The organism is Phytohabitans flavus, assembly GCF_011764545.1.
Lineage (GTDB): Bacteria > Actinomycetota > Actinomycetes > Mycobacteriales > Micromonosporaceae > Phytohabitans > Phytohabitans flavus.
In genome coordinates this window covers 4654353-4678698 of record NZ_AP022870.1, presented here as the reverse complement: position 1 = coordinate 4678698, position 24346 = coordinate 4654353, and the positions used below count along the sequence as shown (strand labels likewise).

The 24346-nt window shown below is 71.2% G+C and carries 21 protein-coding genes and 3 pseudogenes; 17 read left to right on the top strand and 7 right to left on the bottom strand.

The window, feature by feature from the left end:
* Positions 1-26 precede the first annotated feature (26 nt).
* Positions 27-923 (top strand): IclR family transcriptional regulator domain-containing protein, encoded by an 897-nt coding sequence (locus Pflav_RS20395; protein WP_232071674.1) that lies wholly within the window; start codon positions 27-29, stop codon positions 921-923.
* Here Pflav_RS20395 and Pflav_RS20390 read toward each other — a convergent pair.
* The 6 genes and pseudogenes from Pflav_RS20390 to Pflav_RS20375 all read right to left on the bottom strand — a co-directional run bounded on the left by Pflav_RS20390 (position 886) and on the right by Pflav_RS20375 (position 5696).
* Positions 886-1911: an MFS transporter gene (locus Pflav_RS20390; RefSeq protein WP_197938660.1), complete on the bottom strand. Its 1026-nt coding sequence runs from the start codon at positions 1909-1911 to the stop codon at positions 886-888. The genes Pflav_RS20395 and Pflav_RS20390 overlap by 38 nt on opposite strands.
* Positions 1908-2111, bottom strand: coding sequence for an MFS transporter (locus Pflav_RS47530; protein ID WP_197938659.1), 204 nt, complete (start codon positions 2109-2111; stop codon positions 1908-1910). The genes Pflav_RS20390 and Pflav_RS47530 overlap by 4 nt, the downstream gene beginning before the upstream one ends.
* Positions 2112-2115: 4 nt before the next feature.
* Positions 2116-3729: an aldehyde dehydrogenase family protein gene (locus tag Pflav_RS48835; protein WP_377310602.1), complete on the bottom strand. Its 1614-nt coding sequence runs from the start codon at positions 3727-3729 to the stop codon at positions 2116-2118.
* Positions 3662-3892: an amidohydrolase family protein gene (locus tag Pflav_RS48830; protein ID WP_415624390.1), complete on the bottom strand. Its 231-nt coding sequence runs from the start codon at positions 3890-3892 to the stop codon at positions 3662-3664. The genes Pflav_RS48835 and Pflav_RS48830 overlap by 68 nt, the downstream gene beginning before the upstream one ends.
* A 122-nt stretch (positions 3893-4014) precedes the next feature.
* A pseudogene (locus tag Pflav_RS48825) lies at positions 4015-4551 on the bottom strand (amidohydrolase family protein); the annotation flags it as partial.
* A 330-nt stretch (positions 4552-4881) separates the two neighbouring features.
* Positions 4882-5696: pseudogene (locus Pflav_RS20375) on the bottom strand (IclR family transcriptional regulator domain-containing protein).
* 183 nt (positions 5697-5879) lie between these two features.
* Between Pflav_RS20375 and Pflav_RS20370 the strand changes: the two are divergent.
* The 3 genes and pseudogenes from Pflav_RS20370 (at position 5880) to Pflav_RS20360 (ending at position 8859) form a co-directional block, all read left to right on the top strand.
* Positions 5880-7310 (top strand): aldehyde dehydrogenase family protein, encoded by a 1431-nt coding sequence (locus Pflav_RS20370; protein ID WP_173037568.1) that lies wholly within the window; start codon positions 5880-5882, stop codon positions 7308-7310.
* A 123-nt stretch (positions 7311-7433) separates the two neighbouring features.
* Positions 7434-7919 (top strand): annotated as a pseudogene (locus Pflav_RS45935) (CoA transferase subunit A); the annotation flags it as partial.
* A 199-nt stretch (positions 7920-8118) separates the two neighbouring features.
* Positions 8119-8859 carry a CoA-transferase subunit beta gene (locus Pflav_RS20360; protein WP_173037567.1) on the top strand — a complete coding sequence of 247 codons (741 nt, stop codon included), beginning with the start codon at positions 8119-8121 and terminating at the stop codon, positions 8857-8859.
* Positions 8860-8913: 54 nt separating this feature from the next.
* Here Pflav_RS20360 and Pflav_RS20355 read toward each other — a convergent pair whose 3' ends face one another.
* Positions 8914-10593, bottom strand: coding sequence for a thiamine pyrophosphate-requiring protein (locus Pflav_RS20355; protein WP_173037566.1), 1680 nt, complete (start codon positions 10591-10593; stop codon positions 8914-8916).
* 297 nt (positions 10594-10890) lie between these two features.
* On the opposite strand from Pflav_RS20355, the gene Pflav_RS20350 reads away from it, so the two are divergent.
* The 13 genes from Pflav_RS20350 to Pflav_RS20290 all read left to right on the top strand — a co-directional run bounded on the left by Pflav_RS20350 (position 10891) and on the right by Pflav_RS20290 (position 24275).
* On the top strand, positions 10891-12672 hold the full coding sequence (locus tag Pflav_RS20350; protein ID WP_173037565.1) for an ABC transporter permease: 1782 nt from the start codon (positions 10891-10893) through the stop codon (positions 12670-12672).
* A 1-nt stretch (position 12673) separates the two neighbouring features.
* The gene (locus tag Pflav_RS20345; protein ID WP_173037564.1) at positions 12674-13786 is read left to right on the top strand and encodes an ABC transporter ATP-binding protein; all 1113 of its coding nucleotides are present in this window, start codon (positions 12674-12676) and stop codon (positions 13784-13786) included.
* 14 nt (positions 13787-13800) lie between these two features.
* Positions 13801-14937: an ABC transporter substrate-binding protein gene (locus Pflav_RS20340; RefSeq protein WP_173037563.1), complete on the top strand. Its 1137-nt coding sequence runs from the start codon at positions 13801-13803 to the stop codon at positions 14935-14937.
* 73 nt (positions 14938-15010) lie between these two features.
* Entirely contained in the window at positions 15011-16039 is a 1029-nt protein-coding gene (locus Pflav_RS20335) for an amidohydrolase family protein (RefSeq protein WP_173037562.1), read from the top strand.
* Positions 16026-17057 carry a DODA-type extradiol aromatic ring-opening family dioxygenase gene (locus Pflav_RS20330; RefSeq protein ID WP_173037561.1) on the top strand — a complete coding sequence of 344 codons (1032 nt, stop codon included), beginning with the start codon at positions 16026-16028 and terminating at the stop codon, positions 17055-17057. Before Pflav_RS20335 ends, Pflav_RS20330 begins: the two co-directional genes overlap by 14 nt.
* Positions 17050-17706 (top strand): RraA family protein, encoded by a 657-nt coding sequence (locus Pflav_RS20325; RefSeq protein ID WP_173037560.1) that lies wholly within the window; start codon positions 17050-17052, stop codon positions 17704-17706. Before Pflav_RS20330 ends, Pflav_RS20325 begins: the two co-directional genes overlap by 8 nt.
* Positions 17703-18344: an RraA family protein gene (locus Pflav_RS20320; RefSeq protein ID WP_173037559.1), complete on the top strand. Its 642-nt coding sequence runs from the start codon at positions 17703-17705 to the stop codon at positions 18342-18344. The genes Pflav_RS20325 and Pflav_RS20320 overlap by 4 nt, the downstream gene beginning before the upstream one ends.
* Positions 18341-18949, top strand: coding sequence for a 4-carboxy-4-hydroxy-2-oxoadipate aldolase/oxaloacetate decarboxylase (locus Pflav_RS20315; RefSeq protein WP_173037558.1), 609 nt, complete (start codon positions 18341-18343; stop codon positions 18947-18949). Before Pflav_RS20320 ends, Pflav_RS20315 begins: the two co-directional genes overlap by 4 nt.
* 5 nt (positions 18950-18954) lie before the next feature.
* The gene (locus tag Pflav_RS20310; protein ID WP_232071672.1) at positions 18955-19956 is read left to right on the top strand and encodes a PDR/VanB family oxidoreductase; all 1002 of its coding nucleotides are present in this window, start codon (positions 18955-18957) and stop codon (positions 19954-19956) included.
* A 10-nt stretch (positions 19957-19966) separates the two neighbouring features.
* Positions 19967-20566 (top strand): cupin domain-containing protein, encoded by a 600-nt coding sequence (locus Pflav_RS20305; protein ID WP_173037557.1) that lies wholly within the window; start codon positions 19967-19969, stop codon positions 20564-20566.
* Positions 20559-22661 carry an acetate--CoA ligase family protein gene (locus Pflav_RS20300; protein WP_173037556.1) on the top strand — a complete coding sequence of 701 codons (2103 nt, stop codon included), beginning with the start codon at positions 20559-20561 and terminating at the stop codon, positions 22659-22661. The genes Pflav_RS20305 and Pflav_RS20300 overlap by 8 nt, the downstream gene beginning before the upstream one ends.
* Positions 22658-23428 carry an enoyl-CoA hydratase/isomerase family protein gene (locus Pflav_RS20295; RefSeq protein WP_173037555.1) on the top strand — a complete coding sequence of 257 codons (771 nt, stop codon included), beginning with the start codon at positions 22658-22660 and terminating at the stop codon, positions 23426-23428. The genes Pflav_RS20300 and Pflav_RS20295 overlap by 4 nt, the downstream gene beginning before the upstream one ends.
* Before the next feature lie 13 nt (positions 23429-23441).
* Complete coding sequence (locus tag Pflav_RS20290; protein WP_173037554.1) at positions 23442-24275, top strand: enoyl-CoA hydratase/isomerase family protein; 834 nt, start codon at positions 23442-23444, stop codon at positions 24273-24275.
* Positions 24276-24346: the final 71 nt, after the last annotated feature.

Genomic DNA, 24346 nt, shown 5'->3' with positions numbered 1-24346 from the left:
ACGCGGAGATCGTCAATGCGACGGTGGTGACGTCCCGTACCCGCCGGTCGATCCTCGTCGCGGTGGACGTGGCGATCTGCGACCCGACGAGGAGTGTGGGTGTGACCGTTGACGACGCCGGCGGTGAGGTCCAGCGAAACGCCGAGTTCGTGCAGTCGCTGGAGCGCGGGCTGGCCGTCATCCGGGCGTTCGACGCCGACGACCACTCGCTGACCCTCTCCGACGTCGCCCACAAGGCCGGCCTGACCCGGGCCGCGGCCCGGCGGTTCCTGCACACGCTCGCCGAGCTTGGCTACGTGCGCAACGACGGGCGGCAGTTCTCGCTCAACCCGCGGGTGCTGGAGCTCGGCTACGCTTACCTGTCCGGCCTGATCGTGCCGGAGCTGGCGATGGGGCACATGGAGGAGCTCGCCTCCCGCACCCACGAGTCGGCCTCGCTGTCGGTGCTGGACGAGGAGATGGTGGTCTACGTCGCGCGGGTGCCGGCGAAGCGCATCATGACCGTGCAGATCAGCGTGGGCACGCGGCTTCCGGCGTATGCGACGTCGATGGGCCGCGTCCTGCTGGCGCACTCGCCCAAGGACTGGCTCGACGGCTACCTGGCCCGGGTCGCGCTGCGACCGCACACGCGGTACACGGTGACCACCCGGCAACGGCTCGCGACCGCGCTCGACGCGGTCCACCGCAATGGGTACGCGTTCGTCGACCAGGAGCTCGAGGAAGGGCTCCGCTCGGTCGCCGTGCCGGTGCGCAGCCCGAGCGGTACCGTCATCGCGGCCATGAACTGCTCCACCCACGTCAGCCGGGGCAGCGCCGAGAAGATCGTCGCCGAGTTCGTGCCGGAGCTGCGCCGCACCGCCGAGGCGATCGAGGCCGACCTGAAGGTCAAGGACCGGAAGCGTCCGGCATCGGCCGCCGGATGACCGCGCCGGGCTGGTAGCGGGACACCATCCCGAGCAGGGCGGCTACGAGGCAGCTCACGCCGCCGATCACCAGACCGACGCGGGCGCCGAGGTGTTCCATCGCGGTACCGACCACCGGCGCGCCGATCGCGGTCGAGCCCATCATCGCCGTCGACCAGAGCGCCATCACCCGGCCGCGCATCTGCGGCGCGGAGCCGAGCTGGAGCGTGCTGTTGCTCGTGGCGGTGGTGGCGATCGTGGCGGCGCCGACCGCGGCCAGCGCGACCATCATCGTGGCGAGGTTGGGAGCGACCGCGGCCAGCAGCATCGTCCCGCCCAGCGCCAGTGAAGACCAGACGAGCATGCGCATCCCGGTACGGCCGGCGGCGGATACCAAGAGCCCGCCGAGGATCGCGCCGGCGCCCATCGCCGCGGTCAGGAAGCCGTACGTGCGGGCGTCACCGTGCAGCACCCGCTCCGCGACGACCGGCAGCACGACCGGGAACTCGTACGCGAGGCAGCCGATGATGCCGGTCATCACCAGCGGTACGGCCAGTGCCGGCGTACGGCGAACGTAGGCGAAGCCGTCCACCAGCCGGGCCCGCTCGGACGGCGCGGAGCGGGTCAGCGCGGCGACGTTCATCACGGCGAGCGAGGCGACCACGGCGAGGAAGCTCACCGCGTTGAGCAGGAAGCAGAGCCCGATGCCGCCGAGCACGATCGTCGCGCCCGCGATCGACGGCCCGATCACCCGGGCGGCGTTCAGGAGTACCGAGTTCAGCGTCACCGCGTTGTGCAGGTGCTTGTGGCTGACGATCTCGTGCACGAACGACTGCCGCGCCGGGAAGTCCAGGCAGCGCAACAGTCCGACGCCGAACGCCAGCACGTACACGTGCCACAGCCGCACCACGTCGGTGAGCACGAGCACGCCGAGCACCGCGGCGAGCAGCGCGCTGCCCAGCTGTACCCAGATCAGCAGTTTGCGCTTGTCGACCCGGTCCGCGATCACGCCGCCGTAGGGGCGAAGAGCAGCACCGGGACGGTCTGGATCGCGGCGACCGCCCCCAGCGCCGCCGCCGAGCCGGTGAGCTGGAGCACCAGCCAGCCCTGGGCGACGATCTGCATCCAGCCGCCGATGAGCGAAACCGTGTGCCCGACGACGAAGTACCGGTAGTTGCGCACCTCCAGTGCGGCGAAGACACGGCGCACGCGGCTACCCGAAGTGGTGGTACGCGGTCTTGATCTGCGTGTACCGCAGCAGGCCCCACTTGCCGTCCTCGCCGCCGATGCCGGACTCCTTGAAGCCGGCGTGGTGGGCGTGGACCGACTCGCCGAGCGTCCGGTTGATGTAGATCTCGCCGAAGTCGAGGTCGTCGACGGTGCGCATCACGGTGCCGTAGTCGCGGCTGAAGATGTACGCGGACAGCCCGTAGCGGGAGTCGTTGGCGATGGCGAGCGCCTCGTCCAGGTCGGCCACCGGGTAGATCGGCGTGACCGGGCCGAACGTCTCCTCGGTCATCACGCTCATCCCGGGCCGCACGCCGCCGAGCACGGTCGGTGTGAACCAGTACCCGCCGGCGTACCCGTCGACGGTGGCGGTGCCGCCGCCCGTCAGTACCGTCGCACCCTCGCGCAGCGCGGTCTCCAGCGCGGCGCTCGTCTTGCGGTGCTGGGCGGCGCTCACCATCGGCCCGACGTCGACCTCGCCGGACGGGTGCCCGACCCGCAGCGCCTCGACGGCGGCGACGTACCGCCCCGTGAAGTCGTCCACGATGGACTCGTGCACGAGCACCCGCTCGGCGGAGGTGCACACCTGCCCAGCGTTGAAGTGCCGTGCATCCACAATGGACGCCACCGCGAGGTCGAGGTCGGCGTCCCGCCACACGATCGCCGGCGCCTTGCCGCCCAGCTCCAGGGAGACCCGGGTGAGCCGCTCGGCGGCGGTGGCCATCACGGACTTGCCGGTGTCCCGGTGCCCGGTGAACGACACCATCGACGTGCGCGGGTCGGCGACGAGCGCGGCACCGGTCTCCCGGCCGCCGGTGACGAGGTTGAGCACGCCGGGCGGGAGCGGGGCGTGCTCGGCGACGAGGCGGAACGCGTGCAGTGTCGTGAGTGGAGTGACCTCGCTCGGCTTCGCCACGACGGTGTTTCCGGTCAGCAGGGCCGGGGCGATTTTGCGGCAGAGGACGGCGAGCGGGAAGTTCCACGGGCAGATGGCGCCGACGACGCCGACCGGGGCGCGGAGCAGGTGGATCACCTCGCCCGGTACGTCACCGGGGAGGATCTCGCCTTCGATGCGGCGGTCCCAGTCGGCGTTGTACCGCAGGAAGCCGATCGCGAACTCGACCTCGCCCAGCGCCTGCGCCTTCGGCTTGCCCACCTCCCTGACCAGCGAGTCAGCGAGGGCCTCGCGGTGGTCGGCGAAGACACCGGCGATCGCGCGCAGGTGGTCGCCGCGCGTGGTGGCGGGGAGCCGGCTCCACTCCCGCTGGGCCCGGCGGGCGGCGTCGAGCGCGTCACCCACCTCGGCGGCGGTCGCGGACGGGACCGAGGCGATCTCCTCGCCCGAGGCGGGATCGGTCACCGCGATCGGGGTGCCGGACGCCTCCCGCCATTCTCCGTCGACAAAGCTCACAGCGCCTCCTGGTTCGCTCGCTCGTGCGGCGCTGAAGGCGACGTCTTCCTCCGCCACGCCGAAACCCCGACTTCGTCGGCGGGATGGCTCCGTCCAGACGCCGCCGCGCCAACTCGCTCGCTCACAGTGCGCCCACCTCCCGGAAGGTCGCGTTGAAGACCTTGCGCGCGTTGCCGTGGAAGATGGCACTTTGCTCGTCCTCGCCGAGGCCGATCTCGTCGAGGTTGCGGATCGTCGAGCGGATGTAGCCCGGGCCCTTCTCCGGGTCGTACGGCGAGTCGGAGCCGAAGAGCACCCGGTCGACGCCGAAGAAGTCCACTGTGCACCGTAGGGCGTGGGCCGCACCGAACATCGCGGTGTCCACATAGAACATCTTGAAGTAGTCGAGCGGGCGCTTGCTGAGCGGGTACCCCTCCACGTCGGCCTGCTGGTCCGGGGAGTGCGGGCGCCGAGCTGGTCCAGCCCGGGGCCGACCCGGCCGGAGAAGTGCGGGATCATGCTGCCGCCGTGGTGGATCAGGAACTTGATGGTCGGGTACCGCTCCAGCACGCCGGAGAAGACCATCCGGCCCATGAAGAGCGACAGGTCCATCTCCCAGCCCAGCGCCCACCACAGCTCGAACTTCGAGGTGGTCTCGGTCGGGTAGTCCGCCCAACCGGAGTGGCGGCAGGGGTGTACCTGGATCACCTTGTCCAGCTCGACCGCGCGGGCGTAGAAGACGTCGAAGCGGCTCTCGTCCATCGGGTGCCCGTGCACGCTCGTGTAGATCTGCGCGCCGAGCGCGCCGAGCTCGTTGCACGCGTAGTCCAGCTCGGCGGTGGCCGCCTCGGGATCGTCCATCGGCACGCAGGCCATGAAGCCGGCGAACCGGTCGGGGTGCGTGCGCACCAGCTCGGCCATCGACTCGTTGCCCAGCCGGGACATCTCCCGGGACAGCTGGGGGGAGCCGAGGTCTTCGACCGGCGGTGCCGCGATGTTGATGATCTGGCGATAGTCGCCGAACTCGTCCATCACGCGGAACCGCACGTCCATGTCATGCAAGCAGGGGATCTTCGCCACCCGGTTGCGAAGGTTGGCCACCGGCCCGGAGTCCGCTACCGAGAAGAACCTCGCGTAGTAGTCCGGCGGCATGATGTGACAGAACGCGTCGATCTTCTCCACGGAGTGGCCCTTCGACTTGCCGGTGCGTTCGCTGGGCGAACGCCTGTTCTCTGGTGGGACAGTAACGGGCGCCCAGCGATCACGTCAACGGAGGCCGTTGACGGCGAAGTGCTGTGATGGGTGGGTTTGCGCGCTCCGGGGCGCGCTCAGCGCGGCGGGGTATCCCGGGCCGTGAGGCGCCTAGTGCGGAGCGCGGCGCAGGTCCTCGCTGATCGCCTCGGCGGCGTCGAGCAGCGGGCGCAGGAAGTCGGCGACCATCGCCTGGGCGGTGCGCCGGGCGGCCGGTGCCGCGATGTTGATGGCACCGGCCATCGAGCCACGAGAGCTGCGGATCGGTACGGCGAGGGCGCGTACCCCGTCTTCGAGCTCCTGGTCGACCAGGCAGTACCCGACCCGGCGGACCTCCTCGACGATGCCCGCAGCTGGCCCGCATCGACGGTCGTGCGCTCGGTGCGCCGCTTGAGCCGTACCGAGGTGAGCTGTTCGTCCAGCTCCGCCTGGCCCAGCCCGGCCAGCAGCACCCGGCCGGTGGCGGTCGCGTACGCCGGGAGCCGCGTGCCGACATTGATGACGATGCCCATCAGGTGCCGGCTCGGGACACGGGCGACGTACACCACGTCGGTCTCCTCGAGCACCGTGATCGAGCAGGCTTCGTTGACCTTCTCGGCGAGGGACTCCAGGTGCGGGCGGGCGATCTCCGGGAGCATGAGGTTGGACATGTACGCGTAGCCGAGCTCCAGCACCCGCGGACGCAGCGAGAACTGCCGCCCGTCGGTGCTCATGTAGCCCAGCGAGACGAGCGTGTGCAGGAAGCGCCGGGCGACGCCCCGGGACAGCCCGGTCGCGCGCGCGACCTCGCTGAGCGTCAGCTCGGTGTGCGTGTCGAACGCCTTGATGACCGCCAGCCCACGCTCCAGCGACTGGACGAACTCCCCGGTGGGCGCGTCCTCTGCCGTCGCCGTCCCGCGGACGGGCCGCACGTCGGGTTCGCCCATGACTACCTCGTCGCTGCTGCTTGTGCCGTTACCGAGCCGCCGGCGGCGGACCCATTGCGTCAGGCTAGCGGACCGGCCCCCCGAGTGGCGCTCCTCGCACTCGGACAGCCGGCCTATGTCCGCCCTCCGAATTTCTGTTTACCATGCGAACGTATCTTGCGGTAAACCGAGAGGGGCGGCGCGATGGAACTGAGCGTGCCCGACGGGCGGATGTTCGTCGGCGGCGAGTGGGTCGCCGCGCGCGGCGGGGAGACGATCGCCGTCCTCGACCCCGCGACCGGAAAGGTGCTGCGCCACGTACCGCGCGGCACGGCGGAAGACGTCGACGCCGCGGTGCGCGCGGCACACGAGGCGTTTCCGGTGTGGCGTGACCTCGGGCCGACCCGCCGCGGCGAGCTGATGCGCGCCTGGGCGGCCGCCTGCGACGCCGCTGGCGCCGAGCTCGCCACGACCGAGTCGATGGAGGTCGGCCGGCCGTACAAGGGTCCGTCACGGGTCGGCGCCACGCTCACGTACATGGCCGGCGCCGCGGACAAGGTGCTCGGCACGACGCTGCCGACCAACCGCACGGACATGCTGGGGCTGACACTGCGCGAGCCGTACGGGGTGTGCGGCTGCATCGTCCCGTGGAACACGCCCGCCACGCTGATGATCGGCGAGGTGGCGCCGGCGATCGCCGCGGGCAACACGGTCGTCGTCAAGCCCGCCGAGGACGCCCCGCTGACCTGCCTGCGGCTGGCCGCCCTCGCCGTGGAGGCCGGGATACCGCCGGGCGTCGTCAACGTCGTGACCGGGTACGGGCCGGAGGCCGGCGCCGCGCTGCCGGAGCACCCGCTGGTGCGGTATATGGCGTTCACCGGGTCGCCGGAGACCGGCTCGGCGGTGATGCGGGCGTGCGCGCGCAACCTCGTACCGCTGCATCTTGAACTTGGTGGTAAGTCGCCACAGGTCGTGATGGCTGACGCCGACCTGGACCGGGCCGTCCCCACGATCGTGCGGTGGCTGACCACCAACGCCGGCCAGGTCTGCTTCGCCGGCACCCGGCTGCTCGTCCAGCGCCCGGTGCGCGACGAGGTCGTGGACCGGGTCGCCGAGGCGATGCGGGCGGTACGGATCGGCCCGTGGTTCGAGAACGTCGACATGGGGCCGCTGATCAGCGCCAAGCAACGGGAGCGGGTGCTGGGGTACGTCGCGGCCGGCCTTGCCGAGGGGGCCCGGCTCGTGACCGGAGGCGGCGCGCCGCCCGGTGCCGGGTTCTTCGTCGAGCCCACGCTCTTCGACCAGGTCGACCCCGGCATGCGGATCGCGCAGGAGGAGATCTTCGGGCCGGTGCTGTCGGCGGTGACGTTCGACGACGCGGCCGAGGCGCTGCGGATCGCCAACGGCACCCGCTACGGCCTGGCCGCCTCGGTCTGGACCGCGAACGTGTCGACCGCTGTGCGCTTCGCGCGCGGACTGGAGGCGGGCCAGGTGTACGTCAACACCTACGGGCCGGCCGGCGCGGTCGGCACCCCGTTCGGCGGCTACCGGGGCAGCGGCTTCGGCCGGACCGGCGGCGCGGAGACGATCCTCGAACGCACCCAGGTCAAGAGCATCGTCATCGATGGATCCTGAAAACCGGAGGCCAGCCGTGCGCATCGTCCCACTCGCCGACGCCGTCGCGGACCTCGTACCGGACGGCGCCGACATCGCCATCGAGGGTTCAGCCACCTCGTACCCTTCGCCGCCGCCCACGAGATCATCCGGCAGGGGCGGACCGGGCTCACGGTCACCCGCATGGTGCCGGACATCCTTGTCGACCAGCTGATCGGCGCGGGCGCGGTGACCAAGCTCGTCTTCTCCTGGGCGGGCAACCCGGGCGTGGGCAGCCTGCACCGCTTCCGCGACGCGGTGGAGCACGGCTGGCCGCACCCGATCGCGCTCGAAGAGCACACGCACGCCGGCCTCGCCAACGCGTACGTGGCGGGCGCCTCCGGGCTGCCCTTCGCCGTCCTGCGCGGCTACGTGGGCACGTCACTCGCCGCGCACACCGACGGCGTCCGCTTCGTGCGCTGCCCGTTCACGGACGAAACCCTCGCCGCCGTGCGCGCGGTCCGCCCGGACGTCGCGGTCATCCACGCGCAGCGGGCCGACCGGCGGGGGAACGTCCAGCTTTGGGGCATCTCCGGCGTCCAGAAGGAGGCGGTACTGGCCGCGCGCCGCTCACTTGTCACGGTCGAGGAGGTCGTCGAGGAGCTTTCGCCGGTACCGGGTGCGACGCTGCTGCCGTACTGGGCGCTGGACACGCTCTGCGTCGCCGAGGGTGGTGCCCGCCCGTCGTACACCGAGGGCTACGGCGAGCGGGACAACGACTTCTACGCCGCCTGGGACCCGGTCAGCCGCGACCGTACCCGCTTCACGCAGTGGCTCCGGGGGTGGCGGCATGAGCGCGGCGACTGTGACTCCCCAGGAGCTGATGACCGCCGCGGCCGCGCGCATCCTCGCTGGCTACGGCACCTGCTTCGCCGGCATCGGCCTGCCCAGCGACGCCGCGATCCTGGCCCAGCGCACGGCCGCGCCCGACCTGTTCCTCATCTTCGAGTCCGGCGTCCTCGGCGCCCGCCCGTCCTACCTGCCACTGTCGGTCGCCGATCCGGCCCTGTCCCGGACCGCCCTGTCCGTGGTGGGCGTACCCGAGATCTTCAACTACTGGCTCCAGCCCGGCAGGCTGGACGTCGGCGTGCTGGGCGCCGCCCAGATCGACCGCCACGCCGCCATCAACAGCACCCTGATCGGCGGCGACTACGCCAACCCCCGCCTGCGCCTGCCCGGCTCCGGCGGCGCCCCGGAGATCTCCGCCGCCTGCCGCGAGATCATGGTGATCGTCGCCCAGAGCCCGCGCACCTTCGTGGCCGACCTCGACTTCGTCACGACACTGGGCGCCCGCTCGCGGACCGACCTGGGGCTGCGCGGCACCGGCCCGAGGTGGGTGGTCACCGACCTCGGCATCTACGAGCCGGACCCCGACTCGGGCGAGCTACTGCTAACCGCACTGCAACCCGGCATCGACGTCGCGGCCGCCCGCCAGGCGACGGGTTGGGACCTCCGCGTGGCCGCCGAGGTCCGCACGCTAGACCCTCCGTCCCCAGCCGAGCTGGAGACGCTGCGGTCTTTGGCTTTGTGAACAGTTCCTGTTGCTCTGGCAGCGGCCAGAGCAACGGGAAGCGTTCACAAACCGTCAGGCGCAGAGGACGTTGACCAAGGCGTGGCGGCGTTCCTCGCGAACTACCTGGAGGGCGGTGCGTAAGGCGGGGACAAGCTCGTGCCGCTCGTGTACCACGAGCCCGAGCCCGCCGGAGGCCTCGGCGTACCGCTCGAACTCCGGGATCGGGTCGAGCTGGGCGAAGACGCTCGGGCCGCCGCGGGCGGCGAGCTCTCCCTTCGGGTACATGCCCAGCGTGGAGCCGTCCACCGCGCCCCACACGCTGTTTGTGGCGACCACCACGAGCACCGGCAGGCCGTGCCTCGCCATCGCGTGGTGGCAGGCGGCCGGGTTGGCGAACATGTACGCGCCGTCGCCCACCGTCGCCACCACCGTGCGGTCCGGGCTGGCCAGCTGCACGCCGAGCGCGGCCGGCAGGCCCCAGCCGAGCGCGCCGGCCGGTGGGCTGCCGTAGTAGGTACCGGGTTCGGTGGCACCGAGCAGCTCGGGGGAGCACCAGTACTCGTCGACCACCACCGTCGAGGGGTCGCGGACCTCCCGCAGCGCGAGGTTGAGGAACGTCTTGTCGATCGGGCCGCTCGCCGACGTCGACGCCTCGAGCCGCGCCGCGATCCGTTCGCGGCGGGCGGCCGCCGCCGCGGCCAAGGGTGCCCGGCGGGTGGCGTCGACCCGGTCGCGCCGCTCCTCCAGCGCCTCGCCAAGCGCCTCCAGCAGCGCGCGGGGGCTGGCGGTGACGGACAGGTCGGCGCGGTGGCCACGGATCGGGTACCCGGTGAAGAGCGGGTCCGGGCCGCACTGCGCGACGAACGTGCCGTCGCCCGGCCGACCCGTGCGCGGGATCCACGGCACGTCCACGTCGAGGAAGCAGAGCAGGTCAGCGTCCGCCACGTCGTGCCCGAGGTGCAGGGGGTGGTCGGCGGGGACGTTGACGTACCGCGGCTCGCGCTCGGCCACGCCGATGTGGAAGCGGTCGCAGAGGTCGGCCAGCAGCGGGACGGTGGCCACGTCCGCGCCGGTACCACTGGTGACGATCACCGGGTACCGCGCGGCGGCGAGCCGGTCGGCCAGCAGCGCCACGGCGGCCGGGTGCGGCGCGGGCGGGGTGGGCAGCGACAGTGCCCGGGCGTCGGCGGGAAGGGTGTCGGCCGGCCGAGCCAGGACCTCGCGGGGAAGAGTGAGGTACACCGGGCCGCGCGGCTCGGCGAGCGCGATGTCGAGGGCGCGGTCGACGACGTCGCTCACGTGCACCGGGTCGCGCAGCTCGTAGTCCCATTTGACCAGCTCACGCACCATGCCTGCCTGGTCGTACAGCTCCTGGCCCCAGTGGATGCCGGCGTTGCGGGCGCCCAGCGCCCCGTCCTCGAAGAGCGGTGTACGCCCGGCGGTCAGCAGCACCGGTACCCGTGCGCGGCTGGCGCTGAACAGCCCGCAGACCGCGTTGGCCGTACCGACGCTCGTGTGCACCATGACCGCCTGCGCGCGGCCGGTGGCGAGGTACGCCCCGTGCGCCATCGACACGGCCAGGTTCTCGTGCGCGCACACGACCACGTCAGGCAGTCCCGGGTCCGGCTTGTCGTACCGGCTGTACAGCTCCACGAGCGTCGCGAAGTCCGTACCCGCGTTGACGAAGAGGCGGTCGACGCCGCGCCTTCGCAGATGCCGCAGGTACACCTCGGCGGTGCTCACCCCTGCCACAGCCGCCCCACCAGGTGCCGTCCGCATTGCGAACAAGAGTTCATTTGAAGGACGGTAGGGTGGCGCCGAGGTAACGTCAATGATCCTTCTGGGCTGCTCTCCATCTGGAAGAACCATTGACTGCCGAGTGACGAGCATCCTAATGTTCATCCAGAGAACGTCCGTGCGGACAACGAACGCCGGACACATGCCCCACGAACCCACGAACCCCGCCCCGGACCCCACGGTTGGAGTGGCACCCTCGTGACGACCGTCCGTTCTGCTTGGCCTCGTGGCCGCCATGTTGTAAGGCGGCTTATGTCCCGGATATCGCTGTTGATCCTGGCGGCGGTCGTCGGTGTGCTCTTCGTGTACCCCGCGGTGATGGTCGTGATCGGCGCGTTCCGGACCGCCCCGCCCGGTTTCCCCGGCACCTGGTCGACCACCGCGTTCGAGGACGCCTTCACTGACGCCGACACCTACACTCTGCTCGCCAAGACGAGCCTCTACGCCCTCGTCGTCACCGTCGCGTCGATGCTGCTCGCGGTTTACTTCGCGTGGCTGGTGACCCAGACCAACACGCCGGGCCGGCGCTTCGTGACCCCGATGATGGTCGCGCTCGTCGGCCTGCCCCTGCTCTTCTTCGGCCTCAGCTGGTCGATGCTGGGCAACTCCCAGGTCGGCCTCCTCAACCAGGTCATCCGGCTGGTCATCCCGGTCGACGAGGGGCCGATCAACATCCGGAGCTGGGCCGGCATCACGGTCGTCACCGTGCTCAAGGTGACCGCCATCAAGTACCTGCTGATCGTCAACGCGTTCCGGCGGTTCGACCCGGCCCTGCGCGAGGCCTCGCTGATGGCGGGCGTGGGCCGGATGCGTACGTTCTTCCGGATCGAGCTGCCCGTGCTCGCACCGCTGATCCTGTCGCTGACCCTCCTCGGGTTCGTATCCGGGCTGGAGTCCTTCGACCTGCCGCTGATGATCGGCTCGCCGGTCGGCATCCAGGTCTTTTCCACCGAGATCTACGCGGCGCTGACCGACAGCTTCCCGCCGGACTACGCACACGCCAGCGCGCTCGCCCTCATGCTCATGGTGATCATGGCGGTGCTCACCGTCGCGATGTGGCGCTTCCTGGTCAAGCGGGACTTCACGACGGTCGGCGGCAAGGGCAGCCGGATCGTGCCGATGGACATCCGCGGCTGGCGGTTCGCGGCCACCGGCTCGATCGTGCTGTACGCGCTCGTCGCCCTCGCGTTCCCGCTCGTCCAGCTCGTGACCGGCTCGCTGCAAGCGCAGTTCGGCGTCTTCTCCGGCGGGTTCACGTTCGACAACTACCGCACGATCTTCGCCGACGAGGCGTTCCGTACGGCGCTGGCTAACACCGGCGTGGTGGTCTTCGTCGGCGGCATCGTCGCGGTCGCCCTGGCCACCATGATCGGGTACCTCGTGCAGCGCACCAAGCTGCGGCTGCGCTGGTTCCTGGAGGGCGCCACCTGGATCCCCTGGGCGCTGCCCGGCACGATCCTCGGCCTCGGCATGCTCTGGGCGTACCTGCCGATCCCCGGCCTCAAGCAGCTCTACGGCACCATCTGGTTCGTCGTGATCGGCCTGATCGTGGTCGCGATGCCGATCGCGGTACGGCTGGCCAACGCCGCCATCGCGCAGATCCACCGCGAGCTGGAGGAGGCCGCGCGGGTACACGGCGCCGGGCGGCTGCGGGCCGTCCTCGCCGTCACCTGCCGGCTGATCCTGCCGAGCCTGCTGACCGCGTGGTTCGTCTGCGGCCTCGTGATGGCCGGCAACCTCGCGGTACCGGCGCTGCTTTCCGGCCCGAACAGCCAGACTATCCCCGCGCTGGTACTCCAGCTGACCGTCGAGGGGAGCAACGCCACGTCGGCCGCGGTCTTCACCGTGATGCTCGTGGCGATGGGCCTGCTGCTGTCGCTGGCCGCGCTGATCCGGGCCATCGGCGGCTGGCTGCTCTCGCCACGGCGCGCGGCCGAGGGGGCCGTACAGCCACCCATCGAACCGCCGGCCGCCCCGGGCGGGCCGGACGATCGCGAACTCGTCGGCTCGGGCCGCGTGGAAGGAGTCCGCTGAAATGGCGACAATCCAGCTCAACGATCTTGCCAAGTCCTTCGACGGACACCGGTACGTGGTGGACCGGATCAACCTGACCATCGAGGACGGCGAGTTTATCTCGCTGCTCGGCCCCAGCGGCTGCGGGAAGACCACCACCCTGCGGTGCATCGCCGGGCTGGAGATGCCCACGTCCGGCGAGATCCTCCAGGACGGCACCCCGCTCGCGGCCCCCGCCTCGCGCCTGTTCGTGCCGCCGGAGAAGCGGCAGATGGGCATGGTGTTCCAGAGTTACGCGCTCTGGCCGCACATGACCGCGGCCGGCAACATCGCCTACCCGCTGCGCCGCAACAGCCGCCTGCCCTCCTCGAAGATCAACCAGAGGGTACGGGACATGCTGGACCTCGTCGGCCTCGCCGACTGCGGCGACCGGCTGCCCAGCAAGCTCAGCGGCGGCCAGCAGCAGCGGGTCGCACTGGCCCGGGCACTCGTCAACGAGCCTCGGGTCGTGCTCTTCGACGAGCCACTGTCCAACTTGGACGCTGGGCTGCGCACCCAGATGCGGCGCCAGATCCGGGCGCTGCACGACCGGGTCAAGACCACGACCGTGTACGTCACCCACGATCAGGTCGAGGCGCTCGCCCTCTCCGACCGCATCGTGGTCATGAACAAGGGCGTCATCCAACAGATCGGCACGCCCCGGGAGATTTACACCGCGCCGGCCAACCGGTTCGTCGCGGACTTCATCGGCTTCGACAACGTCGTACCGGCCACGGTGACCGGCAGTTCCGCTGCCGGCCTCACCATCCGCCTCGGCGCTGCCGGACCGCAGCTACGTACCGCGATTCCCGCCGAGCACGCCAACGGCGCCCAGCTCGATGTCGCGGTACGGGCGTCGTCTTTCCGCCTGCTGCCGAACCGGCCGGACGGTAGCAACGGGTTCGACGCGGTGGTCGAACGGACCACCTATCTCGGTGAGGAAGTGGAGTTCCGCCTTCGCGCGGAAGACGTCGGAGTGGTCGTGCGAGCCGCCGACGCACAAAGCCGGGCGGCATACGGGGGCACCCTCCCCGAGGTCGGCGACTCGGTCCACGTCCAGGTCGGAGAAGAAAAGATCCTGCGAATCGCACCTTGAGGAGTAAGTGGCCGATGAGGTCAATAATGTCGCGGCGCCTCGCCGCACCGCTCGCCATACTCGTCATTGCCAGCCTCGCCGCCTGCGGTGGGGATTCCGAGGAGCCCGCCTCAGCCGGCGGCGATAGCAAGGCCCCGCCCGCGGCGTCCACCCAGACCGCGGACCAGCTGTACCAGGCGGCCAAGGACGCCAAGGAAGACAAGGTCGTCGTCTACGCGAGCCTGTCGTTCGACAAGTGCTTCGCCAAGTTCGAGCAGAGCTACCCAGGCATCAAGGTCGAGTACAGCTACCTGCCCTCGGACGGTGTCATCAAGGTCCAGCAGGAGGTCTCCAGCGGCCGCAACGTCGGCGACGTCGCCATCACCAGCGACGAGATCATGCTGGGGATGGACCAGATCGGCGTCCTGCAGCAGTTCCTGCCCTCGACGACGCAGGGCATCGACCCCGGCTTCGTGGCGGAGACCGGCAACTTCATGGCGGCGTACCAGACCGCCGGCTACGGCCTTATGTACAACAAGACGCAGCTCACCGAGGACCAGATCCCGACGAGCTACGAGGAGCTGGCCGACCCGAAGTTCAAGGGGAAGATCGGCATCATCGACCCCACGACCAACAGCCCGGGCAACTGGATCCTGCGCAACCTGCTGATGTCCGGCGCCCCGTTCGACGACGCGTGGCTCAAGCGCTTCGTGGACAACGAGCCCGGCCTGATGAACGCGATCCCCGCCGCGACGCAGGCGGTCGCCACGGGTGAGTACGCCATCATGATCGGCCCGTACGACGTCTCGCTCGGCCCACGCACCGCCACGACGAACAAGACGCTCGGCTTCTACTACCCGATCAAGGGCCCGGTCTTCCCCGCGCAGACCTGGATGGGCATGATCGACGGCGCCCCGCACCCCAACGCGGCCAAGCTCTTCGAGACCTGGTTCATGGGCGTCGAAGGACAGACCTGCATGACCAACGACGCGAACAAGTACCCGGTCATGCAGACCACCGGCATCCCGCCCGCGCCGCCGATCAAGGTGAACGGCCAGGGCCTCCAGTCGCTCGCCGAGATGGGTGCCAAGCCGCCGACGCCGCCGAAGGTCGGCGACCTCCAGGCGGTCCAGGAGTACATCAAGAAGTTCAAGGACGCGTTCGGTCGCTGACCGGCCGGGCCGGCGTCCCGTGACGCCGGCCCGGAACCCGGGTAGACCGACGCACAATACGAGGAGACCCGCTGTGCTCATCGACGTCCACGGGCACGTCAGTGCCCCGCCGGAGCTGTACGCGTACAAGGCCACGCTCCTGTCCCATCGGGGCAGCCACCGCAACTCCGGCGCGGGCATCTCCGACGACCGGCTGCGGGAGGCCCTGCGCGCGCCCAACCCGAGCTTCGGTGGGGTCTCCCACCTGGCGCACCTCGACGAGGCCGGCATCGACCTTCAGCTGATCTCGCCGCGGCCGTTCCAGATGATGCACAGCGAGTCGCCCGGTTTCCTGGTCGACTGGTTCACCGCCGAGACCAACGACGTGATCGCCCGGGTCTGCGCGCTGGAGCCGGGCCGGTTCCGCGGGATCGCCGGGCTGCCGCAGACGATGGAGACCGGGCCGGAGGCGTGGGCGGCCGAGCTGCGCCGCTGCGTCACCGAGCACGGGTTCGTCGGCGCGCTGGTCAACCCCGACCCGTACGAGGGCACCAAGCAGCCGCCGCGCCTGTCGGACCGATTCTGGTACCCGCTCTGGGAAGCGCTCTGCGAGCTGGACGTGCCGGGCGTCATCCACTCGGCCGGGTGTCGCCCGCCCGCCCGCGAGAACTACTCCATGCACTTCATCCAGGAGGAGACGCTCGCCGTCGACGCGCTGCTCCAGTCATCCGTCTTCAAGGACTTCCCGACCCTGAAGATCCTTGTGTCGCACGGCGGCGGCGCGATCCCGTTCCAGCGCGGCCGGTTCGCCGCCAGCGCCATCCGGCGCGGCGAGCGGCTGGAGGACGGGCTGCGCCAGATGTACTTCGACACCTGCCTCTACACCGCCGACGCGATCGAGTTCCTGGTCCGGGCGGTCGGGGTGGACCGCTGCCTGTTCGGCAGCGAGAAGCCGGGCACCGGCTCGGTGCGCGACCCGAAGACCGGGCGCTGGATGGACGACATCCACTCGCTGATCCGCGACATCGCGGCCTTCACCGACGAGGACCGGGATCGGCTCTTCGAGAGCAACGCCCGGACCCTGTTCAAGCTCGAAGAAAGCACCGCGCATGGCACGGATTGACCTTGGTATCGGTACGTCGCACGGCCCGCTGCTCAACACGCCGCCGGACGAGTGGGGGCAGCGGGCCACCGCGGACCGGCGCAACCCGCAGCTGATCTACCGAGGCGCCGAGTACACCTTCGACGAGCTGCGGGCCGAGCGGGGTGGCGGCTTCGCCGCGCAGTGCACCCCGGAGGTACGGCGCAAGCGGCACGCGGCCAGCCGGGCGGCGATCGACCGTACCGGCGAGATCCTGCGCGGCGCGGACCTGGACGTGCTCGTCGTGGTCAGCAGCGACCACAAGGAGATCTTCGACGACGAGATGCTGCCCCCGTTCGCCGTCTACTGGGGCGACACCGTGGACCACGCCCCCTACACCCAGGCGCAGCTCGACGCGATGGCGCCCGGGCTGGCGATCGCCGAGGTGGCGAACGTCCCCGAGGTCACCACCGTGCGCGAGTGCCAACCCGAGCTGGCGCTGCACCTGATCCACTCGCTCGGCGCCAGCGGCTTCGACCCGGGCGCCTCCCGCCGGCTGCCGCCGGGCCGCTTCGAAAACTCGGGCATCCCGCACGGCTGGGGCTTCGTCTACCAGCAGCTGCTGGGCGGGACCACCGACGTCCCGCTCGTACCGGTCTTCGTCAACACGTTCTACGAGCCGAACCCGCCGACCGCCAGCCGCTGCTACGACTTCGGTGTCGCGCTCGGCGCCGCGATCGGCTCCTGGGCATCTGACCTGAGGGTCGGCATCGTCGCCTCGGGCGGGCTGAGCCACTTCGTGGTGGACGAGGAGCTCGACTGGCAGTTCCTGGACGCGCTGCTCACCAACGACGCCGACTTCATGCGGGGGCTGGCCGGCCCGGTGCTCCGTTCGGGTACGGCCGAGCTGCGCAACTGGATCGTCGTCGCGGGCGCGCTCGCGGCCACCGACCTGGCCCCTCGCATCATCGACTACCAACCCTGCTACCGCTCCGAGGCCGGTACCGGCTGCGCGATGGCGTTCGTCTCCTGGGAACGGGAGGAGGTGCCCGGTGACTGACGCGCTGGAGCGGCTGCGGGCGCTGGACGCCTGCGCCGTGTCGGACGCCCTGGACACGCTCGGCCTGCCCGGCGCCACGGTCGGACTCCCTCCACTGTGGCCGGTGGCCGGTGTGGTCGCGGGCCGGGTACGCACCGTGCGGGCGGGCGCCAAGCAGGCGACCGGGCCGGCGGGGCACATCGCCGCCTCGGTCGTGGACTCCACTGTGGCCGGTGACGTGATCGTCATCGCCAACGACGGCCGTACCGACGTCTCCTGCTGGGGCGGCATCCTCACCACCGCGGCGCTGCGGCACGGCGTCGCCGGCGTGGTCGTGGACGGCGCCTGCCGGGACATCGGCGAGAGCGCGGCGGCCGGGCTGCCGGTCTTCGGGCGGGCGGCGGTACCGGTCAGCGCCCGCGGCCGGATCGTACAGGTGGCCGCCGCGGAGCCGGTCGACATCGCCGGTGTCACTGTCCACGAAGGAGACTGGGTGATCGCCGACGCCAACGGTGTGGTGTTCGTACCCGCCGCGCACACCGGCGCGGTGCTTGACCTGGCCGAGCGGATCGTCGCGCGCGAGGCGCGGATGGTCGCGGCCGTACAGGCGGGCGGCGCGGTAGCCACTGTCATGCACGACGACAAGTTCCCCACGGCGGTGCCCGAATGAACCAACCACTGGACGGTCTCTCCACCGCTACCGTCTCGGACGCGCTCGACAAGCTCGGGCTGGACGGCTCGATGCTCGGGCTCGGCGCGCTCACCCCGGACGTGCGGATCTGCGGGCCCGCGTTCACCGTCCGGTACGTGGCCGCCGGCCGCCCCGCCGGCACGGTCGGCGACTACCTGGACGACGTACCGCCCGGGCACGTGGTGGTCCTCGACAACGCGGGTCGCCTCGACTGCACGGTGTGGGGCGACATCCTCACCGCGCTCGCCCACCACAAGGGGGTCGGCGGCACGGTCATCGACGGTGTCTGCCGGGACACCGCGCGGGCACTGGAGCTGGGGTACCCGGTCGTCTCCCGGGGCCGCTTCATGCGTACCGGCAAGGACCGCGTGGAAGTCTCCGGCACCGGCGTACCGGTGAGCGCCGGCGGCGTGCAGGTGGTCGCCGGCGACACGATCGTGGCCGACGGCGACGGCGCGGTCCGGGTGCCGGCGGCTGAGGTCGAGCGCGTCGCCGAGGTCGCGCACGCCATCGCCGACGCCGAGGCGCACATCCTCGCCGACGTGCTGGGCGGTGTGTCGCTGGCCGAGGCGCGGGCCCGCAACGGATACCACGCGTTGCAGCGGCGGGGCGCATGAACGAGCTGCTCACGCTCGGCACGGCGACCGTGTACGAGGCGTCCAAGCGGGACTGCGTGCTCCCGCACCGGCTGCGCCCGGTCTGGGCCGGTGCCGCGGTGGTCGGCCCGGCGCTGCCGGTCAGCACCGCGGCCGGCGACAACCTGCCGCTGCACCGCGCGGTCGAGGAAGCGATGCCGGGCGAGGTGCTTGTCGTGGACGGGCAGGACGCCCCGCACGGCTACTGGGGCGAGGTGCTCACGGTCGCGGCGCAGCGGCGCGGCGTGGCGGGCCTTGTCATCGACGGCGGCGTACGCGACATCGAGCGGATCGGCGAGCTGCGGTTCCCGGTCTTCAGCAGCTCCGTGGCCGTACCCGGCACCGTCAAGAGCGACCCGGGCACGGTGGGGGAGCGGATCACGCTCGGCCGGGTCGCGGTACGCCGGGGCGACATCGTCGTCGCCGACGCCGACGGCGTGATCGTGCTGGATCCACAGTGGATCGACTCGGTCCTGCCCGCCGCCCGCGCGCGGCAGGCTACTGAGGCCGACCACCTGGAACGGATCCGGCGCGGCGAGCTGACGATGGATATCTACGGGCTGCGCGCCCTCGGGAAAGGCAGGTGACGCCGATGACCACGACATTGCTCGAGCCCGGCGGTACTGATGTTAGGGACCGGTTCGACCGGCAGACACTGCGCGTGGAACAGATGCGCTGGGAGGCCCAGTCGGTGGTCTCGATCGAGCTGGTCCGGCCGGACGGCGGGGAGCTGCCGGCGTGGACCCCGGGCGCGCACATCGACGTGTTCCTCCCCAGTGGACTGATCCGCCAGTACTCGCTCTGCGGCGACCCGGCGGACCGCCACGCGTACCGGATCGCGGTGCTTCGCGAGCAGCGCGGGCGGGGCGGCTCGGCTGAGGTACACGACTCTGTCCTCATCGGACGGAGCCTGGAGATTCGCGGCCCGCGCAACCACTTCGCGCTCAAGCCGGCCGACGACTACCTCTTCCTCGCCGGCGGCATCGGCGTGACCCCGATCCTCGCGATGGCGCGCGAGGCGGCCCGCTCCGGTCTGGGCTGGATGCTCTACTACGGCGGGCGGGACCGGGCGCACATGGCGTTTCAGGCCGAGCTGACCGCCCTCGACGCCGACCGCGTGCGGCTGCTGCCGCAGGACGAGGTGGGGCTCCCCGACCTCGACGCGATCGTCGGCGCGACCTCGCCGGCCACGCAGGTGTACTGCTGCGGGCCGGAGGGCATGATCCGCGCGGTCGAGGAGACCTGCAAGCGGCTCGGGCGGTCGCTGACGATCGAGCGGTTCACCGGGGCGGCACCCGCGCCGGCGGACGCCGAGCCGGTCGACGCCACCGAGTTCGAGGTGGAGCTGCGGCGCACCGGCGTCACCGTGCGGGTGCCCGCCGACCGCACGCTGCTCGCCGTCATCCAGGACGTGCTGCCGGACGTCCCGTCCTCCTGCGAGGAGGGCTACTGCGGTGCCTGCGAGACCCGGGTGCTGGACGGGGTACCGGAGCACCACGACCAGATTCTCGACGAGCAGGACCGCGCGTCGAACACCACGATGATGGTCTGCGTCGGCCGTGCCCGGTCGCAGCGCCTCGTCCTGGACCTGTGAGGGGGCGGGGATGTCAGCCAGAAGAGTCGTGACCGGGGCGACGCCGGACGGGAAGTCGGTGTGGGCCTCCGACGAGACGATCGAGCCGGTACGACCGATCATGTTGCCGGGCGCGATCATCCACAAGCTGTGGGGCGGCGACGGCGTACCGGAGCTGCCGCACGACGGGACCCCGCCGGAGGGGCTGAACTACCTGCCCGGCCCCGGCGGTTACCGGCTCTACGTGTACACGGTCCCGCCGGCGATGACGTACGACGGGCGTAAGAAGGTCGACCGCGAGGAAGGGCTGGCCGACCTCCAGCGCAAGCTCCCCGGGCTGACCATCAACCCGAACTCCAAGAACCCGGGCATGCACGCCACCGACACGGTCGACTTCCAGATCATCGTCGAGGGCGAGGTCGTGCTGGAGCTGGACGACGGCGCGGAGAAGGTGCTCAAGGCCGGCGACGTGGTCGTGCTCAACGGCGACCGGCACAAGTGGCACAACCGCAGCGGGGTCGACGCGACGATGGTCGGCATCATGATCGGCGCGCGGCGAGACCAGCCCGACTCCGCCGCGCCGAGCCCGGCTCCTTCGTCGCTTGACCGGCCCGGCCCGGCCAATGGATGAGCCTGCCTTCGCGGACGTAAGGCGGCTGCTCGAACCGCGTTCGGTGGCCGTGGTCGGCGCCTCGGACGAGCCCGGCAACCTCGGCGGTACCGCGGTGCGCTACTTGCAGAAGTTCAAGTACGCCGGCGACGTCTGGCCGGTGAACCCGCGGCGCGAGACGGTCGCCGGGCTGCCCTGCTTCCCCAGCGTCTCGGCCCTGCCCGGCACCGCCGACCTCGCGGTCATCGCGGTCAAGGCGGAGCTGGTACCCGGCGTCGTCCGCTCCTGCGCCGAGGCCGGCATCCGGCACGGCGTCGCCTGGGCGGGCGGCTTCGCCGAGGTGGGCGGCGAGGGGTCGACCCGGCAGCGGGAGCTCGCCGACGCCTGCCAGGACACCGGGTTCGCGCTGCTCGGCCCCAACTGCCTCGGCATGATCAACACGAGCGCCGGGCTCACCGCCACGTTCGCGTCGTTCCTCGCCGAGACCGACGACCTGCCCGCCGGGCCGGTGTCGATGGTGAGCCAGAGCGGCGGGATGGGCACCCAGACGCAGGCGCTCGCCGCGCGGATGGGCATCGGCTTCCGGTACATGGTCAACAGTGGCAACGAGGTCGGGCTCACCGCCGCCGACCTGATCAGCGCGTTCGCCGACGACCCCGGCACGAGCGTCATCGCGGCGTACCTGGAAGGCGTCCGCGACGGCGTCCGGCTGCGGATCGCGTTCGAGAAGGCACGGGCGGCCGGCAAGCCGGTCGTCGTGCTGATGGGTGGTACGGCGCCGGCGAGTGCGCGGGCAGCGGGCGCGCACACGGCCGCGCTCGTCGGTGGCGGCCGGGCGCGGCGGGCGGTGCTGGCCGGCCACGGCGTGATCCAGGTCGACTCGCTGGAGGAGCTGCTCGACGTCGTCGCGCTGCTGGCCACCACCGAGCGGCACAAGCTGCCGGCCGGGCCGGGCACGGCGGTCGTCACGTTCGGTGGCGGCGGTGGCGTGCTCGCGGCGGACCAGGCGGCAACTGCCGGCCTCACCACGCCGTCACTCGCCCCGGAGACCGTCGGCCGGCTGCGCGAGATCGCCCCGCCGATCGCCGCGCTGAGCAACCCGGTCGACCTGACCCCCGAGGTGTACCTGCGCCCGGACTACCGGGACCGGTTCGCCGCGATGCTGCACGCGATCGCGGACGACAGCGGGGTCGACGCGATGCTGCTCAACCTCGGACCGATGAGCGCGGGCGCGGCCGAGATCGCCGACGGCGTGCTGGAGCTGCGCGCCGCCACCGGCAAGACGGTCGCCGTCGCCTGGACCCTGCCACCGTCCGGTATGGACGGTCGGCTGCGCGAAGCCGGCGTACACGTCTACGACGAGCCGGCCCGCGCCATCCGCGCCCTGGGCCACCTGGCCGCCCGTGCCGCGGCGCCGGCGTGGCCGCTGGGTGCGGCGGTACCGGACGCGCCGTTCGACTGGGCCGCGCAGGTGTCGGGCTCCGTCGTCGCCGAGCACGAATGCCACCGCCTCCTGGCTCTGGCCGGGCTCCCGGTCGCGCCGGGCCAGCTCGCCCGGAGCGCCGAGGAGGTGGTCGGCGCGGTCGCGGCCGTGGGCGCGCCGGTGGCGATGAAGGGCATCTCCGCCGAGGTGCTGCACCGGGACGCGGCCGGGCTTGTCGCGCTCGGCGTACCGGACGGCGCGCGGGCGCTCAAGGTGTACCGCGACCTGACCACCCGCGCTTCCATGGCGGGCGTCCGCCTCGACGGCGTGTACGTGCAACGGATGGTCAGCGGTGGGCGGGAAGTGCTCGTGTCGGCGTTCCGCGATCCTGCCTTCGGGGTCATGGTCTCCGTCGGCGCCGGCGGCGTCCTGACCGAGCTCGCCGAGGACGTCGCGCTCGCCCCAGCGCCGCTCGACGCGGCGGCGGCCGCCGAGCTGCTCGGCTCGCTGCGCGTGGTGCGGAAGGCGCGCGACAAGAGCGGGCTGGACGCGCTCGCCGCGTTCGTGGCCCAGTTTTCCGAGCTGGCGGCCACCGTCCCGTGGCGCCGCTTCGTGCTGGAAATCAACCCCGTCAAGTGGAACGGCGATTCGGTCGTCGCCGTCGACGGCCTGCTCACGATCGAGGAACCGTGACGATACACGTCGATTTGCCCGCGCCGTACGTGGCCGTGGTGACCCTGGACCGCCCGCCCGTCAACGCGATGGGGCGGGAGATCCGGGAGCGGTTCATCGCGACGTTCGACGAGCTACAGGAGCGCGAGGACGTCCGGGCGATCGTGCTGACCGCCACGGGCAAGGTCTTCTGCGCCGGCGCGGACATCAAGGAAAAGCAGGCCCTCGGCGCGCGCCACGGCGACCGCCAAGCGGCCAACCGGCTCACCCGCGAGTCGTTCTTCGCGCTCACCGACAGCACCAAGCCGGTGATCGCCGCGGTGAACGGGGCCGCGCTCGGCGCCGGCTTCGTCATGGCGGCCTGCTGTGACGCCATCATCGCCGCCGACACCGCGTTCTTCGCCATGCCCGAGATCGACGTGGGGCAGGGCGGTGGGGCGAGCCTGCTCCGCGACGTGCTGCCGCGCGCGCTGATGCGCCGCATGCTGCTCACCGGCGAGCGGGTGCCCGCGGCCGAGCTGCACCGGGTGGGCGCGGTGCTGGAGGTCGTACCCGGGGCCGAGCTGCTGCCGCGCGCGGTGGCGCTGGCCTCGGTCATCGCGGAGAAGAGCCCGACGGCGGTCGCGAAGATCCGCGGGACATTCTCCGCCGTCGACGCGATGACAGCCCGCGACGGCTTCCTGGTGGAGCAGCGGTACACGACCGAGCTGAACAAGTCGGCCGACGCGGAGGAGGCCCGCCGGGCCTTCTTCGAGAAGCGCCGCCCTGTCTTCGGAAATTCTGAGTAAGGAGAGAGCACACGTGGCCAGGTACGAGTCCCCCTACGATCCGGCGAGCGCGCCCAAGGATCTCGAGCACATCCGGTACGAGAAGAAGGGTCACGTCGCGTACGTCACGATCGACCGGCCGCACGTGCGCAACGCCCTGCACACGTACGCGTACCTGGAACTGCGCTCGTGCTGGCGGGACATCGCGGCCGACCCGGGCATCTACGTGGCGATCCTGACCGGCACCGGGCCGGCGTTCTGCGCTGGGCGGGACGTGAAATTCCTCGCCGCGCACCAGCGGGAGGGCAAGCGGACGCCGCACGAGGACCCCAACAGCCCCGTGTACCACTGGGGCGGCGGCGGCATGCCGCAGGACATCAAGCTGGAGAAGCCGCTCATCTGCGCGCTCAACGGCTTCGCGGTCGGCGTCGGGCTCAACCTCGCGCTCCAGTGCCAGCTGCGGGTGATGGCGGACGACGCGTGGATCGGCGACCAGCACACGAATGTCGGGCGGCTCGGCTCGCCGCACGAGATGTACGCGGCGCTGCCACGCACCATCGCGGCGTACCTGACGCTGTGCAACGGGCGCCTGGACGCCGAGGAGTGCCTTCGCTCGAACATCGTCAACAAGGTCGTGCCGCGCGACAAGGTGCTCGCCGCGGCCGAGGAGCTCGCCGAGATGGTGTGCCGCAGCGCCCCGCTCGCGGCACAGGGCGCGGTGCGCATGTACCGGCTGACCGGGGCGTTCTCGGAGTCGCTCACCTCGTACGCCCGGTACCTGGACCAGGAGATCGCGGAGAGCGACGACGGTGCCGAGGGCGCTCGGGCGTTCACCGAGAAGCGGCCGCCGGTCTGGTCGATGCGGTAACGCTCTGGTCATGTTAGGTTCGGTACACGAATATATGTTCGCATTGCGGACACAATTGTTGGAGGTGTCGG